Genomic DNA, 17,562 nt, shown 5'->3' on the forward strand with positions numbered 1-17,562 from the left:
AGTCAGGTCTGATTATGTTGAATAAAGTGATGTTCTTTTTACCGACGCTGGGGGGCGGTGGTGCGGAGCGCACGGTAATTCAGTTGGCCAACAGTTTTGCCGAACAGGGCCTGAATATTCATTTAGGTGTGTGTGACCTGAATGGAGTCAAAGCAAAATTATTGCCGGAAGTCAGCCCGAAAATCCAGTTGGTGAATTTTGACTGCGGTCGTGTCGCGAATGCGACTCTGCCGTTAAAAAAGAAACTACAGGCCGAACAATATGATTGTCTGGTAGCTACCCAGACTCACACCAATATTATTGCCGCTTTGGCCAAGAAACTGGCCGGGGTGAAAACCCGCCTGATTTTCCGGGAAGTCTCTACGCCGTCTAAAAATATGAAAACTCAAGGCTTGGCAAAATTTATTTTAAAAACTTTGGTGAATTTTACCTATCCGATGGCACAGCAGGTGGTTTGTGTTTCCAAAGGCGTCGAGCAGGATTTCCGGGAATATTATAGCTATAAAAAGTCCAATCTAAGTACGATTTATAACCCGGTACTGGACGATGCCTATTTTGAAAAACTAAAAGTACCCGTCCAACACAAATTCTTTAATGGCAATAATAAAGTCATTCTGGCTGTTGGCCGTCTGACTGAAGCAAAGAATTTTGGCTTTTTGATCCGTTCTTTTAAAGGCCTGCATGACCAGCATCCCGACACTCGACTGCTGATTCTGGGTGAAGGCGAACTCCGTACTGAATTCGAGGCGCTTATTGCTGAGTTAGGTCTGACAAACATTATGGATTTGCCAGGATTTGATTCCAATCCTTATGCCTATTTTAAATATGCTTCACTCTTTGTTTTAAGTTCGAATTGGGAAGGTTTGCCAGGTGTGTTGATTCAGGCACTGGCGTCGAAAATCAAAGTGGTGAGTACCAACTGCCCAAGTGGTCCGATGGAAATTCTGGATAATTCCAGATTTGGCTTGCTGGTTGAATGCAATGATCAGGCAGGGCTCACCCAAGCCATGCAGCAAGCCATTTTTGGCGATTATGTCAGCTATACAGAGCAGGATTTTGTTGCACATATTCAGCAGTTCCATAAATTGACTGTATTGCAGCAATACCTGCAGATGATGGAGCAGGTCGCATGAGCAAGCCGACCATGGTACATGTAATTACCAACTTTGCTGGGGTTGGCGGGGCGGAGATGATGCTATCGCGCCTGATTCAAGCAACTGAGCAGCAATATCAGCATGTCATTATCGCCTTGATGAAAACATCAAAAGTCTATCAAAGCACTCTAGATCGCTGTCAGGCACATTATGCTTTGGGCTGGAATGGATTGAATACGTTAAGTATCATCCAGAAATTGAGAGCTTTATTAAAACAACTGACACCGCAAACGGTACAGTGCTGGATGTACCATGCCAATGTCTTAACCAGCCTGAGTGTCATTAGTTTAAAGCAGAAGCCGAAAGTGATCTGGGGCATTCATCATTCTCTGGCTTCACCGAAAGAAGAATCCATCAGCACTAAACTGGCTTTAGGATTAAGCAAATTATTATCGAAGCAGCCTCAGGCGATTATTTACTGTGCTCATTCTTCCATGCAGCAGCATCAGGCATTCGGTTTTCATAATTCTAATAGTCATGTGATCGCGAATGGTGTGTATCTGGATAAGTTTCAGCCTAATCCGGAATTACATGATCCAATCGTGATTGGTTTTGCCGGGCGTTATCATCCAGCCAAAGGCTATCCTTATCTGTTTGAAACTATGGCGAAACTGAAAGATCAGCCAGTTGTATTTCGAATTGCTGGTGATGGTGCCAGTCTCAATAATCTTGAAGTGAAGGTTTTGTTTGATCAGTACCAGCTGGATCAGAACAAGGTGCAGTTGCTGGATCAGGTCTCCGATATGCCATCTTTTTATCAGTCCATTGATGCTTTCCTGATGACCTCGATTACCGAAGGTTTTCCGAATGTACTGGTTGAAGCAATGGCCTCCGGTTTGCCATGTATCAGTACTGATGTTGGGGATGCCAGCTATATCGTGCAGGAGTTGGGGTATATTGTGCCGCCACGCGACAGTAATGCTTTAGCCCAAGCCATTTTAAGGTATCTCCAGTTGAATATTGCTGAAAAACAGAATTTGAAACAGGCGACACGGCAGCGGGTAGAGCAATATTTCAGTATCGAAATTGTCAGTCAGCAATATATGCAGGTATGGAGCCAACAGGCATGAAATTTTTAATGATCAGCAGCTTTTTACCTTCAGTGCTGAATTTTCGTGGCAAGTTATTGGAAGCTATTGCCGCGCGCGGTTTTGAAATCCATATCATGGCTCCGGAACTGTCCAGCTTTGCTGAAGAGTATCTGCAGCTGTTACAGTTGGGCTATCAGGTGCATGAAATTCCGATGCAGCGCACAGGTACCAATCCGCTGGCCGATCTGAAACTGTTAAAGCAGATGTATCAGCAGATCCGTCGAATTCAGCCGGATTATGTGCTGTCTTATACCATCAAGCCCGTCATTTACGGCACCTTGGCTGCCTGGCTGGCTAAAGTGCCACATCGTTTTGCTTTAATTACTGGTCTGGGCTATGCCTTTCAGAATGTCGAATCGGGTCAACGTAGCCTGTTCCAGAAAATGGTCCATGGCTTATACGCTCAAGCCTTAAAACATGCTGATAAAGTCTTTTTCCAGAATCCGGACGATCTGAAACTGTTTCAGGACATGCATTTTCTGAAAAAAGATAAGCCGACCGTGGTGGTGAATGGTTCCGGGGTCAATGTGCAGGACTTTGATGTGATGCCATTGCCAGTCAATGAACAAGGTCAGGTCAAAGCTTCATTTTTGCTCATTGCCCGTTTATTAGGGGACAAAGGCGTACGTGAATATGCCGAAGCAGCACGGATCATCAAAGCTCAATATCCGGAAACCGAATTTCATCTGGTCGGCTGGATTGATGATAATCCGACTGCAATTTCTCAGGCTGAACTGGACAGCTGGATTGCAGAAAAGACCATCAATTACTGGGGCAGACTCAGTGATGTGCGTCCGGCAATTGCAGCCAGTTCAGTGTATGTCTTGCCATCTTACCGCGAAGGTACGCCACGTACCGTGCTGGAAGCCATGGCCATGGGACGGGCGATTATTACCACCGATGCGCCAGGCTGTCGTGAAACTGTAGCCCATGGTGTCAATGGCTATCTGGTCGGGGTAAAATCAGTGGATGATCTGGTGCAGGCAATGCAGTATTTTATTGACGATCCAAAACTGATGCTCTATATGGGACAGCAGTCGCGTGAACGTACCTTAAGCAAATATGATGTACATCAGGTCAATGCACATATGCTGCGTGAGATGGGAATATCGGCATGATCAAACGAATTCTGGATGTGGCGATTGCTTCAACTGCTTTGGTGATCCTGTCACCGGTATATGTACTGGTAGCCTACAAGGTGAAAAAGAATCTGGGCTCTCCAGTACTGTTCCGTCAGGTACGTCCTGGCCTGCATGGCAAGCCTTTTGAAATGATCAAGTTCCGTACCATGAAAGATGCATTGGATGCCCAAGGTAATCCATTACCGGACAGTGAACGTCTGACGCCGTTTGGTCAGATGCTGCGCTCCACCAGTCTGGACGAATTGCCAGAACTGTGGAATGTGATCAAAGGCGATATGAGTATCGTCGGTCCACGACCGCTGTTGATGGAATATCTGCCGCTATATAATGCCGAGCAGGCGAAACGGCATAATGTCCGTCCTGGCATGACCGGTCATGCACAGGTCAATGGTCGTAATGCCATTTCCTGGGAAGAAAAATTCCGTCTTGATACATGGTATGTGGAACATCAATCACTTTGGCTGGATTTTAAAATCATGCTGAAAACTGTGAAAAAGGTTTTGGCCAAAGATGATATTCATGCCGAAGGCGAGGCAACCATGAGCAAATTTACTGGCACACCGGAACAGAAAAAATGACCCAGCTTTATGCGATTTATGGCGCTTCCGGCTGTGGCCGTAGCCTGATGCCGGTGGCACGGCAGCAATTGGCACGTGACAATGATCCATCTGAAATCGTCTTTATTGATGATGCCCTGACTGAAATTACTCAGATTAATGGTCATCGTGCTATGAATTATGCCGCATTTTTAAATGAATCTGCAGATTTTAAAGCAGTGCAGATCGCAATTGCCAATAGCCAAGTCCGCGAAAAAATTGCCAAGCGACTTGAGCAGGATGAAATTCGGCTCTGGTCGATTCAGGCCGATAATGTGGTGTTGATGGATCAGGCGAATATTGCTGAAGGCGCGGCCCTTAGTCCATTTGTGACCATTACTTCGAATATCCAGATCGGTAAATGCTTCCATGCCAATTTATACAGTTATGTAGAGCATGATTGTGTGATTGGGGATTTTGTTACTTTTGCACCAGGAGTAAAATGTAATGGCAATATTCACATTGAAGACCATGCTTATATTGGTGCTGGAGCCATGATCAAGCAGGGCACACCAGATCAGCCTTTGGTGATTGGGCGTGGTGCTGTGGTCGGTATGGGCGCCGTGGTCACCAAAAGTGTTCCAGCCGGCGTCACTGTGATTGGCAATCCGGCTCGCATTGTCGAGTCTAAATAAATCTCTCAACCAGGAAATATCCATGTTAAACACTGCATTTGAGCCGTGGCCAAGCTTTACTCAAGAGGAAGCAGACGCGGTATCAAAGGTTCTTTTGTCAAATAAAGTCAATTACTGGACTGGTCAGGAATGCCGTGCATTTGAAAAGGAATTTGCGCAGTTCGTGGGAACAAAACACGCCGTTGCAGTTGCCAATGGCACGGTCGCGCTGGATGTGGCACTGAAAGCCTTGGGGGTCGGGGCAGGGGACGATGTGATAGTCACTTCACGGACTTTCCTGGCTTCAGCCAGCTCGATCGTTACTGCGGGTGCCAATCCGGTATTTGCTGATGTGGAGCTGGACTCTCAGGATATTTCCCGTCGTACCATTGAAGCGGTACTGACGCCGAATACCAAAGTCATTATCTGTGTGCATCTGGCAGGCTGGATGTGTGATATGGATCCGATCATGCAGCTGGCTGAAGAAAAAGGCCTGTATGTGATTGAAGACTGTGCCCAAGCGCATGGTGCCATGTATAAAGGCAAATCTGCTGGTTCTATCGGGCATATTGGTGCATGGTCCTTCTGTCAGGATAAGATCATGACCACCGGCGGTGAAGGCGGCATGGTCACCACCAATGATGAAACGCTGTGTAAAAAAATGTGGTCCTATAAAGACCATGGCAAAAATTATGACAGTGTCTACAACAAACAGCATCCACCAGGATTCCGCTGGCTGCATGACAGCTTTGGTACCAACTGGCGCATGATGGAAATGCAGGCGGTGATTGGTCGCATTCAGCTGAAAAAGTTACCGCAATGGACTGCGGTGCGTAATGCCAATATGGCACGTATTCAGGCTGCTTTTGAAAACAGTCCTTACTTTACGGTAGCCCAACCGTCGGCGGATTATGAACATGCAGCCTATAAATGCTATGTGCAGGTTAATGTTGATATCTTACCAGAAGGCTGGTCACGGGATCGCATCATGGCAGAAATTAATGCGCTGGGTGTGCCATGTTTTAGTGGTTCTTGTTCAGAGGTGTATCTGGAAAAAGCCTTTGAGGGTACGCCGTGGCGTCCAGAACAGCGTTTAAAGCATGCCCAACAGCTAGGTGAAAGTAGCCTGATGTTTGTGGTGCATCCAACCTTATCTGAACAGAGCCTGCAAAAAACCGTAGATACGATTCAGCAAGTAATTGCCCGTATTGCATAGTCGAAAACAGCGTATAATTTACGCCTTCCCTGACTTTTAGAACCGAACCCCCGAGCCCTTTGTGAAAGACATTATTCGATATCTTGCATCCTTGCCACGTCACCAGAAACAGATTGTACTGGTGGCGATGGATATCTGTGTCTTGCCAGTGATTATGTGGCTGGTCTACGCGATTCGTCTGGCCCGGCCAAACGTTTCAGTCATGGGGGGACTAGAGTTCTGGTATATCTATGTCGGAGTATTTGGTGTCCTGACTTTTGCCTTGATGGGCATCTACAGCGCGATTGTCCGTTCATTTAATGAAGATTATTTGCTGCGACTTTCGATTGCGACTTTTGTTCAGATTGTTGCGCTGTATGCCGTCAAGAAATTGGATCTGGCCTTTATTCCAATGAGCATTCCGCTCATGTATGGCTTTGTACTTTTTTCCTGGATGTGGTGGAGCCGGGCACTGATCCGTTATCTGACTTTACGCACTTTTGCCAAAAAGGCTAACCGCAAACGTGTTGCAATTTATGGTGCGGGTTTGGCGGGTCAGCAGATTGCAGCAGCATTGTTTCGTTCTGATAATTATTTGCCTGTCTGCTTTATTGATGATAAGGCTTCACTGCAAGGGCAGTCACTCAGCGGTTTAAAAATCTATTCTGCGAAAAAAGCTTTAGGTAAATTTCGTAAATTCCACATTGAAGAAATCTTGCTAGCGATGCCTTCCGTTGGTCGTGTACGTAAAAAGGAAATTATCGAATCCTTTGAACAGGCTGATGTCAAAATTATGGAGTTACCTGGCGTGACTCAGCTGGTCAATGGACAGGTGAAAGTCTCAGATATCCGTGAAGTGGATATTATTGACCTGTTAGGTCGTGATCCGGTTCCTCCTAAACCTGAACTATTAGAAAAAAATATCAAAGATAAAGTCGTCATGGTCACTGGGGCAGGAGGGTCAATTGGCTCAGAACTGTGCCGTCAGATTGTGAAACATCAGCCTAAGTTGCTAGTGCTTTTTGAAATGTCTGAGTTTGCTTTATATTCCATTGACCGTGAACTACAAAGTTCAGGAGTGAAAGCTATTCCTGTGTTAGGGTCTGTGACCAATCAAACCAAACTGGAAAGAGTACTAGCACAATACCAGGTGCAAACCGTTTACCACGCTGCAGCCTATAAGCATGTACCTTTAGTGGAAGCCAATCCTTTTGAAGGAATCTATAACACGTCCATTGGTACTGCGCGTAGTGTTGATGCTGCAGTCAATCAAGGCGTAGAAACTTTTGTTCTGATTTCAACAGATAAAGCCGTACGCCCAACCAATGTGATGGGTGCGTCTAAGCGTATGGCAGAGCTATATTGTCAGGGCTTGGCAGCCACTAAACCCAAAACCCAGATCAGCATTGTACGTTTTGGTAATGTCTTGGGTTCTTCGGGTTCAGTTGTACCGTTGTTTAAAAAACAAATTTCCCAAGGTGGTCCGGTGACTGTGACGCATCCAGAAGTTACCCGTTACTTTATGACCATTCCTGAGGCGGCTCAGCTTGTGATTCAGGCTGGTGCAATGGGGACGGGTGGTGACGTATTTTTGCTGGATATGGGTGAGCCGGTAAAAATTATTGACCTCGCAAAACAGATGATTCGCTTAAGCGGTTTACGTCCCGTAGATGAGAATGGAATCGGGGATATTGAAGTTCAGTTTACTGGACTTCGTCGCGGTGAAAAGTTATATGAAGAGCTTCTTATCGATCAAGAAAATGTTAAAAAAACATTCCATGAGCGAATTTTAAAATCTTATGAAAAGTACTGTTCACAGAATGAAATTAATACAGTATTTGGGTATTTAGAAGAATATAGATCACAGAATAATAAAAATTCATTAATTAAGATCTTAAAGCAGTATGTGGATGGCTATAGGCGTGGATAATTCAACAATAAATTTAAAACAGTCTTCTTATAATTTATTAATTCAAATCATCTTCATAATAGGATGAAAAATATAGGCTCTATATAAAATTATCAATAAAATGAGAGTCTTTTTTAAATACAATTTTTTTACTGAAAAGTCATGGTTACGAAATAAGGAATTAATACCTTAGATCATCCACTAGGGATATCAATATTTTCTCAACAAAAAACAACAGATTTAAGGTTTGCTGAGAGACAAGATAGTTAATATAGTATATTTTTTCCAATTTAATAATTAATTATATACGATGATTAAGAAGGCTATTCTTCCTGTTGCAGGTCTAGGTACACGTTTCCTCCCGGCCAGTAAATCTATTCCAAAAGAAATGGTGACTGTAGTTGATCGCCCAGCGATTGAATATGTAGTCAAGGAAGCAGTTGCTGCTGGAATTGAACAGATTATTCTGGTCACTCACTCTTCTAAAGCGTCTATTGAAAATTATTTTGACCGTAATTTTGAACTTGAAACGACACTAGAGCATAAGAAAAAATTTGGTCTGCTCAAAGAAATTACTGAAATCCTCCCGTCTCATGTTAGCGTAATTAGCGTACGCCAGCCACAGCCATTAGGACTGGGTCATGCCGTGTTGTGTGCTAAAAGTGTGGTAGGTGAGGATGATTTTGCTGTCTTGTTGCCAGATGTACTGGTTAAAGATAGTGATGCTACCAATGACTTAAGTTTAATGATTCAACGTTTTAATGAATCACAAGCATCGCAAATCATGGTTGAAGCTGTACCAGATCATCTAGTGGATCAATATGGCATTGTAGATGTTGCCGTAACACCGGATGAAGGTCAAAGTACAGTAATGCAAGGTATTGTCGAAAAACCTGCTGTGGGTACCGCACCTTCAAATCTGTCAGTAGTTGGTCGGTATATCCTACCTGCGAAGATCATGCAACTACTGGAACAAACGCCACGTGGTGCAGGTAATGAAATCCAGCTGACCGATGCCATTGCCATGTTGCAGCAAACTGATATTGTAGAAGCTTATCGCATGAAAGGACAAACCTTTGACTGTGGTAGCAAACTGGGCTATCTCAAAGCTGTATTGCATTATGGTATTGATCATCCAAAATTGGGTGAATCATTTAAAGCATTGATTCAGGATTTAGAACTATAAAAAGGACTGAATAACTCATGAAGGTCGCAGTATTTGGCCAGACCCTATATTCTGGGGTGATGGCGGCATTATTGGCTGAATGTGGTCATCAGGTATTCTGGTGTGATTTATTGAAGAAGCCTTCTTCTGAGCAAGTCTATGCACAGGACGAAGCGGTTCAGCAATTATTGAATAAGCAGCATGCTAAAGGCTTTCTTCATTACTGTAAATTTGATGATATTCCTTTAGATGTAGATGTTTATTTCTTCAGCTTGAGCCCTACTGAAGAAATACAAGGGATTGAGATCTTACGTGAATTAAAACAGCGTCCCATCATTCATCCTAAGTTAATGATCAATGCATCGACCTTAGGATTGCATGGGACTGAAAAGTTTCAGAAAATTCTTGCTGAAGATCATTGGATTTATTTGCCAGACGTTATTCAGGAAGGTAATGCTTTACGCAGCCTGACGGATGCAAGCCAGCTTATTGTGGGTTGCTCAAATGAAGCTGCCAAAGTAACGTTGCAGGAGCTGCTTCGACCACTTTTTCCTCGTGAGCAGCAATATCTGTTTATGCCGGTACTCGATGCGGAATTTACCAAGCTTAGTGTATCTGGCATGCTCGCTACCCGTATCAGCTACATTAATGACCTAGCTGTCGTTGCCGAAAAACTGGGTATTGATATTGAGCATGTCCGTCAGGGCATGGCTGCGGATAGCCGGATCGGTTCATCTTACTTGTATCCCGGTGCAGGCTTTGGTGGAGAAAACTTTTCTCACGATATCTTGACACTTGCCAGTACAGTATCGGGGACTGGGGCTAAAAGTCAGCTCCTGGCACAGGTCTGGGAAATTAATGAGCAGCAAAAGGAAATTCTGTTCCGGAAGCTGTGGAATTATTACCATGGTGATCTGGCTGGTAAAACTGTTGCCATCTGGGGCGCGTCTTTTAAAGAAAATACCTCACGAATTCAGCAGTCACCCATTCATGCCATGCTTACAGCGCTTTGGGCACAAGGTGTAACTGTAAAATTACATGATCCGCAGGCACTGACTGAAATTGAAAAAGTCTATGGTCAGCGGGATGATCTTATTTATTGTGCGGATCAGTATGCAGCGATTGAAGATGCACATGCCCTGTGTGTACTCACTGCATGGAAACAATATTGGAGCCCAAGCTACCCTGCTTTATTGAAAATGATGCAGCACCCTTTAATTCTGGATGGACGAAATATTTATAATCCGGAATATGTTAAAGCACAGGGATTTGCCTATAAGGGAGTTGGACGCTAATGAATACCAATATGCAGCCTGATCTTATAGAAAATGTAGATACTATCTGGTCAAAATTAGCAGCACTCAAACAGCAGTTTGAGCAAAAGCATTTGACTGAGCTGTTTGAATTAGATGCCAGTCGTTTTAAAGATTTTTCAGTTGATCTTGATCCGATTACTTTTGATTTCAGTAAACACCGAATTGATGAGCAGGTGATCCAATCACTGGTTCAACTGGCACAAGCCCAAGATTTAAAACAGTGGATCAAACAACTCTTTTCCCACCAAGAAGTTAATTACACTGAACAGCGTGCAGCGATGCATTGGGCATTGCGCTTACCTGAACAGAATTCCCGACATCCGGATTTAGCTGAACAGGTCCATACCCAGCTTAAGCGAATGTTCACGTTGGTCGAAAAAATCCATACAGGTCAATATCGCGGTGCGACCGGTGAAGTCATTCAGGATGTTGTTAATATTGGGGTAGGTGGTTCAGACCTTGGACCTTTGATGGTGAGCCAGGCTTTATCAGACTTCAAGCAGCCGACTCAAAAGCCACTCAATGTTCATTTTGTATCGACTATGGATGGTAGTCAGCTTTCTGAACTGTTGCATAAGCTACGACCTGAAACCACGCTATTTATTATTTCGTCTAAATCTTTTGGTACGATCGATACGCTGTCAAATGCTCAAACTGTCCGTCTCTGGCTAGAAAAAGCCCTTGGACAGGATGCTCAAATTCTTAAGCATCATTTTATTGGAGTATCGACCAAACCTGAAAAAATGGCCGCTTGGGGAATTGCTCCCGAAAATCAGTTCCTGCTTTGGGATTGGGTCGGTGGCCGTTATTCACTATGGTCTTGTATTGGCTTACCGATCGCATTAACAATCGGTGTACAAGGATTTCAGCATTTTCTGGCGGGTGCTTATGCGGTTGATGAGCATTTTCAGACTGCGCCTTTTGAGCAGAATATCCCCGTACTGATGGGATTGTTAGGTGTCTGGAATAATAATTTTCTGGATATTCAGACCCATGCTGTACTGCCTTATGATGGCCGTCTGAAGTATTTTGCTTCTTATTTGCAGCAGCTGGAAATGGAATCCAATGGTAAATCAATTCAACGTAATGGCAGCAAAGTTGAATGGGATACCTGTCCAATTATTTGGGGTGAAGTTGGACCGAATGCACAGCATGCTTTCTATCAGCTCTTGCATCAGGGTACCCAATCTGTCAGCTGCGACTTTATTGCACCGGTAAAACGCTATAATGCCAACCAGTTTACCTATGCAGACAATGCGGACGCCTTGATTGAGCAGCATCATCTTGCCCTATCTAACTGTTTAGCACAATCGCGTTTACTGGCTTTCGGCAATCAGGCGCTGGATGCAAAAGAACTCGCTGATTTACCCGCTTATAAGCAATATGAAGGTAATCAGCCAAGCTCTACCATTTTATTACAGGAACTTAATCCTTACAGTTTAGGAATGTTGATTGCACTGTATGAGCATAAAGTCTTTGTACAATCGGTACTCTGGAATATCAATCCATTTGACCAGTGGGGTGTAGAGAAAGGTAAGGAAATTGCCAACCAGCTATTACCGATTCTCAATGCTGAGCAGACAGATTTATCGAAACTGGATACATCGACACAAGGTTTAATAGAAATTCTCATGGGGAAACAGCGTGGCTAAAGTATTAGTAACAGGTGGAGCAGGCTATATTGGATCGCATACCTGTCTGGAATTATTAAATGCTGGCCATGAAGTGGTGGTGCTGGATAATCTGTCCAACAGTTCGGAAGAGTCTTTGAATCGTGTTCAGGCTTTGACTTCAAAAACTTTGGATTTTATTCAGGGTGATATTTTAGATCAAAAAATTCTGGATCACATCTTTAACACCCATCAGATTGATGCCGTTATTCATTTTGCTGGATTAAAGGCAGTCGGGGAAAGTCAGCAGATTCCATTAGCCTATTTTGATAATAATATTGCCGGCTCTATCAGCCTGGTTCAGGCGATGCAGCGTGCCCAAGTGTTTAAACTCGTATTCAGTTCTTCTGCTACTGTCTATGGTGAGAACAACATTTCACCTTTAAATGAAGATATGCCTACCGGGATACCGACCAATAACTATGGTTATACCAAGCTGATTGTTGAGCAGTTACTGCAAAAGCTGTCTATATCTGATGAACGCTGGTCCATTGCCTTATTGCGCTACTTTAATCCGGTAGGAGCACATAAGAGTGGGCAGATTGGGGAAGATCCTCAAGGAATTCCGAATAATTTAATGCCTTATGTGACTCAAGTTGCAGTAGGACGTCGTGAAAAACTGGCTATTTTTGGCGATGATTATGATACAGCAGATGGTACCGGAGTACGGGATTATATTCATGTGGTCGACCTGGCTAATGCGCATCTGTGTGCATTGAATAACCGTCTGGCAGCACAAGGCTGCCGTGCCTGGAATATTGGTACCGGCAACGGAATTTCAGTGCTACAGGTCAAGAATACCTTTGAGCAGGTGAACGGGGTCACTGTTCCATTTGTATTTGTACCGCGTCGTGAAGGGGATGTAGCTACCTGCTTTGCTGATAATGCGCGTGCAGTACAAGAATTGGGCTGGACACCGCAATATGGTCTGGAAGATATGCTGGCAGACAGTTGGAACTGGCAGAAGCAGAATCCGAATGGTTACCGTAATTAAATCATTCATAAATCCATAAGCAATAAAAAAAAGAGCCAAAAGGCTCTTTTTATTGGAGGTAAGTTAGCCCTGAATTAATTGAGTTAATTCATCAATATAAGACTGCATTGGTTTTGGATTTTTGTCTATACGGGTTTCGATATTCAGGCGTAATAAAGGTTCTGTATTAGACGCACGTACGTTTACACGCCATGCACCAAAGTCCAAACTTACCCCATCCGTTTGATCAACCGCTGGGTTCTGCTCAGCAAAGTGATCAAAGATTTTCTGAATAGTCGCCTGGGTATCAGCGACCTTAAAATTGATTTCGCCTGAACATGGGAACTTGGCAATCATTTCTTCAACCAGAGAAGACAGCGGTTTTTGTGTTTCAGAAAGTACAGAAACAGCCAATAACCATGGAATCATGCCACTGTCACAGTAAGCGAAATCACGGAAGTAATGATGCGCACTCATCTCACCGCCATATACGGCATTGTGTTCACGCATTTTTTCCTTAATAAAGGAGTGACCTGATTTTGACTGGATGGCTTCACCTTTGAATTGTTTAATAATATCAAATGTGTTCCATACTAAACGTGGATCATGGACAATTTTCTCGCCAGATTGTTTAAGTAAGAAAGCCTGTGCCAATAAACCGACGATGTAATAGCCTTCAATAAACTGGCCTTTTTCATCGAACAAGAAACAACGGTCAAAGTCACCATCCCAAGCAATACCCATATCAGCTTGATGCTCAATTATGGCGTTATGAGTACTGTCACGATTTTCCACCAAAATCGGGTTAGGAATACCATTCGGGAAAGTACCATCCGCCTCATGATGAATCTTGATAAATTCAACTGGGACATTCAGTGCTTTGAATTTTTCTTCAATAGCATCAATGACATGACCCGCTGCACCATTACCTGCATTCACGACCAATTTAAGTGGGCGAATTTTTGCAGGCTCAATATAAGTCATCAAATGATCTACAAATTCAGGCAACACATTATATTTTTGAGTTGTGCCTTTTAATGCCACTTCATTAAATTGATTACTTTCAGCTAAATACTGAATTTCTTTTAAACCTGTATCGGCACTGATTGGGCGAGCATTTTCACGAACCAGTTTCATGCCGTTATAGTCCATCGGATTATGACTAGCTGTGATCTCAATACCGCCTTGAACATTGAGGTGGAAAGCACCGAAATAGACTTCTTCAGTCCCTGTCATGCCCAGGTCAAGTACATTCACGCCTGCATCATTCAAGCCTTTAATTGTGGCCTGTTTTAATGTTTCACTGCTTTGACGGATATCACAACCCACGACAACTGTTTTAGGTTGGTAAATTTGTCCATAGGCACGGCCAACTTTATAGGCAATATCCTCATTTAGCTCAGTACCCAGTTTGCCACGGATGTCATAGGCTTTAAAACAAGTGAGTTGGGTCATTTTTATTCTCTCCATTTAAATGAAAAAAGGCCGGTTACCCAGCCTCAGTTCAATTTTAATTATTCTACTGTGACTGATTTAGCTAAGTTACGTGGCTGATCGACATCCGTACCACGCAATACTGCAACATGATAAGAAAGCAATTGAACAGGAATACTGTAAACAATTGGTGCTAAAATGGCATTTACTTCAGGGATATGTACGACATGCTGGCGCTCTTTGGCTTTAATGCCGCTATTTTCATCAGCAAAAACAAAGAGTTCACCGCCACGTGCCTGAACTTCTTCCATATTGGATTTCAGTTTATCGAGCATCTCATCCTGTGGCGCTAGAATCACTACTGGCATATCATTATCTACTAAAGCCAATGGACCGTGCTTCAGCTCACCCGCCGCATAACCTTCTGCATGAATATAAGAAATTTCTTTCAACTTTAGTGCGCCTTCCAGTGCGATCGGGAAGTGTGTACCACGACCTAGGAACAGACAGTGCTGTTTCTCTACAAAGAGTTCAGAGAGACGCAGAATTTCATTATCATGACTTAAGGTATCCAGAAGTACCTTAGGCATATGCCATAGTCCAGTCGTGATCTCAGTCATCTGTTCAGCTGAAATGGCATTTTTCACCGTACCGATTTTCAGTACCAGTAGCATTAGTGCAGCCAACTGTGTGGTAAAGGCTTTGGTTGAAGCTACACCAATTTCAGGACCCGCAAGTGTTAATAAGCTGTAGTTGGTTTCACGGACCATAGATGACGTGGCTACGTTACAAATCGTCATGGTAGTGATATTTAAACTTTTCACTAGAGCACGTTTTTGTGTATCACGTAGCGCAGCCAAAGTATCGGCTGTTTCACCTGACTGAGAAATACAAATATAGAGTGTGTTATTGACAATCACTGGCGTACGGTAGCGGAATTCACTGGCAATCTCGACCTGACAAGGCAGATCAATCAGCTGTTCAAACCAGTATTTGGCAATCATGCCGGCGTGGTAACTGGTACCACAGGCAATGATTTGGACTTGTTGAATGTTTGAAAAATCTGTCACTGCAGAAGCCAAGAAATCTTCACGCAGTGCATTACCATTTAACGCTTGAGAAATGGTCTGTTTAATCGCTTCAGGCTGCTCGTAAATTTCTTTAAGCATGTAATGCTTATATTCACCTTTTGAAGCATTGCTGACCGTTGCATCAAGTTCTTTGATTGGACGTTCCACGCGTTTGCCATCGACAAAGACTTCAATGCTGTTGCGTGTTAAACGTGCAATATCACCTTCTTCAAGGTAGATAAAACGGTTGGTGATGGGCAAGAGTGCCAATTGGTCTGAACTAATAAAGTTTTCACCAATACCGACACCAATCACCAGTGGTGAACCTTCACGCACGGTAATCAATTCATCTGGATAATTTGTATGTACGATCCCGAGTGCGTAAGCACCTTTTAGTTGGGGTACGACCTGACGAACAGCTTCAAGCAGACTAGGGGTAGATTTCAGTGCATCGTTGACCAGATGGGCAACCACTTCAGTATCAGTTTGTGAGGTAAACACATAGCCTAAAGCTTCAAGGTCGTCTTTTAGCTCCTGGTAGTTTTCAATAATACCGTTATGAACCACAGCAACATTACCCGAAATATGGGGATGAGCATTGTTTTCAGTCGGTTTACCATGAGTTGCCCAGCGTGTATGCGCGATGCCTAATGAACCATTAATCTGTGATTCATTTACAGCTTGCTCAAGATTTGCGACTTTACCTACACGGCGCTCACGTAGCACCTGGCTATTATTGATTAAGGCCAGACCCGCAGAGTCATAACCACGGTATTCAAGACGTTTTAGGCCTTCAATTAAGATATTGCTGATATTACGTTCCGCGATGCCACCGACGATACCACACATAATGATTTCCTCTTATTTCTTGATTTTTTGCGGACGCTGATAATTTTCTTTGGCAAATTGCTTGGAACGTTCTACCGCTAAACTGTTCTCTGCCACATCCCGGGTAATCGTTGAACCCGCTCCCACTGTCGCGCCATTGCCGATCTTTAGTGGAGCAATCAGGGAGCTATTTGAACCAATGAAGGTATTATCCCCAATGATAGTTTTAAATTTATTGGCACCATCATAGTTACAGGTAATCGTCCCTGCACCAATATTGCTTCCTGAGCCGACTTCGGTATCACCTAAGTAAGTGAAGTGATTGGCTTTTGAGCCGTGACCGACCGTACTATTTTTCACTTCAACAAAGTTACCAATATGAACCTCGGCAGCAAGTTTTGCACCTGGACGAAGACGGGCAAATGGACCAATTTGAGTATTTTCACCGACAATGGCGCTATCAAATACGCTATAGGGCTGAACTTTGGTGCCTGCTGCAATTTTGGTATTTTTAATCACACAGCCTGCACCAATTTCAACGCCATCACCGAGCTCACACTCACCTTCGATAATGACATTGATATCGATACGCACATCTTTACCAACAGTGAGTTGGCCTCGTAAGTCAAAACGGCTTGGGTCAATCAGATGTACACCTTGCTGCATCAGTTGTATTGCCTGATAAGTCTGAAACTGACGTTCTAAAGCAGCCAGTTGCACACGGTCATTGACGCCTTCCACTTCAAAAGCCAGCTCAGGTTCTACAGATGCAACACTCATACCATCTGCCAGTGCCATGGCCACGATATCGGTCAGGTAATATTCACCTTGTGCATTGTTATTGCTTAAACGTGGAAGCCATTCATGTAATTTGGCATTGCTGACCGCATAAATACCGGTATTAATTTCTTTAATTTGGCGCTGTTCTTCAGAAGCATCTTTATGTTCAACAATCGCTTGAATCTGACCATCTTTACGCACAATACGACCATAACCACTGGCATCTGCTAGCGTTAATGTCACCAAGCCAATACCTTGCTCTTGAGTAGCATCGAGCAAATTCTGAAGTGTCTGCTGGCTAATACAAGGGACATCACCCGATAAAATTAAAGACACGCCCGTTTGAGGTAGAACGGGTAAAGTCACTTTCACCGCATGACCTGTCCCCAATTGTTCTTTTTGTTCAACCCATTGCACTTGTTCATGTGCAAAGGCCTGTTGAACCAAATCACCACCATGCCCATAAATGGTAATAATATTTTCGGCATTTAATTGTTTTGCAGTTTCAATGACATGAGCGAGTAAAGGGCGTCCTGCGAGCGGCTGCAACACTTTGGGTAAACTCGAACGCATTCGAGTGCCTTTACCTGCAGCAAGAATAATCACAGAAGTTGACATATTACAC

Annotated in this window: 14 protein-coding genes; 11 read left to right on the forward strand and 3 right to left on the reverse strand. The window is 43.7% G+C overall.

What is annotated here, in order from left to right:
* Window positions 1–14: 14 nt before the first annotated feature.
* From BS636_RS05785 to galE, 11 genes are all read left to right on the forward strand, one after another.
* Window positions 15–1,133 carry a glycosyltransferase gene (locus BS636_RS05785; protein ID WP_099337927.1) on the forward strand — a complete coding sequence of 373 codons (1,119 nt, stop codon included), beginning with the start codon at window positions 15–17 and terminating at the stop codon, window positions 1,131–1,133.
* A complete protein-coding gene (locus BS636_RS05790; RefSeq protein ID WP_099337928.1) occupies window positions 1,130–2,224 on the forward strand; it encodes a glycosyltransferase in 1,095 nt (364 codons plus the stop codon). Before BS636_RS05785 ends, BS636_RS05790 begins: the two co-directional genes overlap by 4 nt.
* On the forward strand, window positions 2,221–3,363 hold the full coding sequence (locus BS636_RS05795) for a glycosyltransferase family 4 protein (RefSeq protein WP_099337929.1): 1,143 nt from the start codon (window positions 2,221–2,223) through the stop codon (window positions 3,361–3,363). The genes BS636_RS05790 and BS636_RS05795 overlap by 4 nt, the downstream gene beginning before the upstream one ends.
* A complete protein-coding gene (locus BS636_RS05800) occupies window positions 3,360–3,965 on the forward strand; it encodes a sugar transferase (protein ID WP_099337930.1) in 606 nt (201 codons plus the stop codon). Before BS636_RS05795 ends, BS636_RS05800 begins: the two co-directional genes overlap by 4 nt.
* A complete protein-coding gene (locus BS636_RS05805; RefSeq protein WP_099337931.1) occupies window positions 3,962–4,618 on the forward strand; it encodes a NeuD/PglB/VioB family sugar acetyltransferase in 657 nt (218 codons plus the stop codon). Before BS636_RS05800 ends, BS636_RS05805 begins: the two co-directional genes overlap by 4 nt.
* 22 nt (window positions 4,619–4,640) lie before the next feature.
* Window positions 4,641–5,813, forward strand: coding sequence for a DegT/DnrJ/EryC1/StrS family aminotransferase (locus BS636_RS05810; protein WP_099337932.1), 1,173 nt, complete (start codon window positions 4,641–4,643; stop codon window positions 5,811–5,813).
* Between the two features lie 61 nt (window positions 5,814–5,874).
* Window positions 5,875–7,722 (forward strand): polysaccharide biosynthesis protein, encoded by a 1,848-nt coding sequence (locus tag BS636_RS05815; RefSeq protein ID WP_099337933.1) that lies wholly within the window; start codon window positions 5,875–5,877, stop codon window positions 7,720–7,722.
* A 289-nt stretch (window positions 7,723–8,011) separates the two neighbouring features.
* On the forward strand, window positions 8,012–8,887 hold the full coding sequence (gene galU, locus BS636_RS05820) for a UTP--glucose-1-phosphate uridylyltransferase GalU (protein WP_099337934.1): 876 nt from the start codon (window positions 8,012–8,014) through the stop codon (window positions 8,885–8,887).
* A gap of 17 nt (window positions 8,888–8,904) precedes the next feature.
* A complete protein-coding gene (locus BS636_RS05825; RefSeq protein WP_099337935.1) occupies window positions 8,905–10,161 on the forward strand; it encodes a nucleotide sugar dehydrogenase in 1,257 nt (418 codons plus the stop codon).
* 11 nt (window positions 10,162–10,172) lie between these two features.
* Window positions 10,173–11,834 carry a glucose-6-phosphate isomerase gene (gene pgi, locus BS636_RS05830; RefSeq protein WP_416202910.1) on the forward strand — a complete coding sequence of 554 codons (1,662 nt, stop codon included), beginning with the start codon at window positions 10,173–10,175 and terminating at the stop codon, window positions 11,832–11,834.
* Complete coding sequence (gene galE / locus BS636_RS05835) at window positions 11,827–12,846, forward strand: UDP-glucose 4-epimerase GalE (protein WP_099337937.1); 1,020 nt, start codon at window positions 11,827–11,829, stop codon at window positions 12,844–12,846. The genes pgi and galE overlap by 8 nt, the downstream gene beginning before the upstream one ends.
* Before the next feature lie 63 nt (window positions 12,847–12,909).
* Here galE and BS636_RS05840 read toward each other — a convergent pair whose 3' ends face one another.
* Genes BS636_RS05840 through glmU form a run of 3 tightly spaced genes read right to left on the reverse strand, consistent with a single transcriptional unit; the run spans window position 12,910 to window position 17,555 of the window.
* Window positions 12,910–14,280 (reverse strand): phosphomannomutase CpsG, encoded by a 1,371-nt coding sequence (locus tag BS636_RS05840; protein WP_099337938.1) that lies wholly within the window; start codon window positions 14,278–14,280, stop codon window positions 12,910–12,912.
* A gap of 59 nt (window positions 14,281–14,339) precedes the next feature.
* Window positions 14,340–16,178, reverse strand: a complete 1,839-nt coding sequence (glmS, locus tag BS636_RS05845; RefSeq protein ID WP_099337939.1) for a glutamine--fructose-6-phosphate transaminase (isomerizing) — start codon at window positions 16,176–16,178, stop codon at window positions 14,340–14,342.
* Window positions 16,179–16,190: 12 nt separating this feature from the next.
* Window positions 16,191–17,555: a bifunctional UDP-N-acetylglucosamine diphosphorylase/glucosamine-1-phosphate N-acetyltransferase GlmU gene (gene glmU, locus BS636_RS05850; RefSeq protein WP_099337940.1), complete on the reverse strand. Its 1,365-nt coding sequence runs from the start codon at window positions 17,553–17,555 to the stop codon at window positions 16,191–16,193.
* Window positions 17,556–17,562 lie beyond the last annotated feature (7 nt).

It is taken from the genome of Acinetobacter sp. LoGeW2-3 (genome assembly GCF_002688565.1).
Lineage (GTDB): Bacteria > Pseudomonadota > Gammaproteobacteria > Pseudomonadales > Moraxellaceae > Acinetobacter.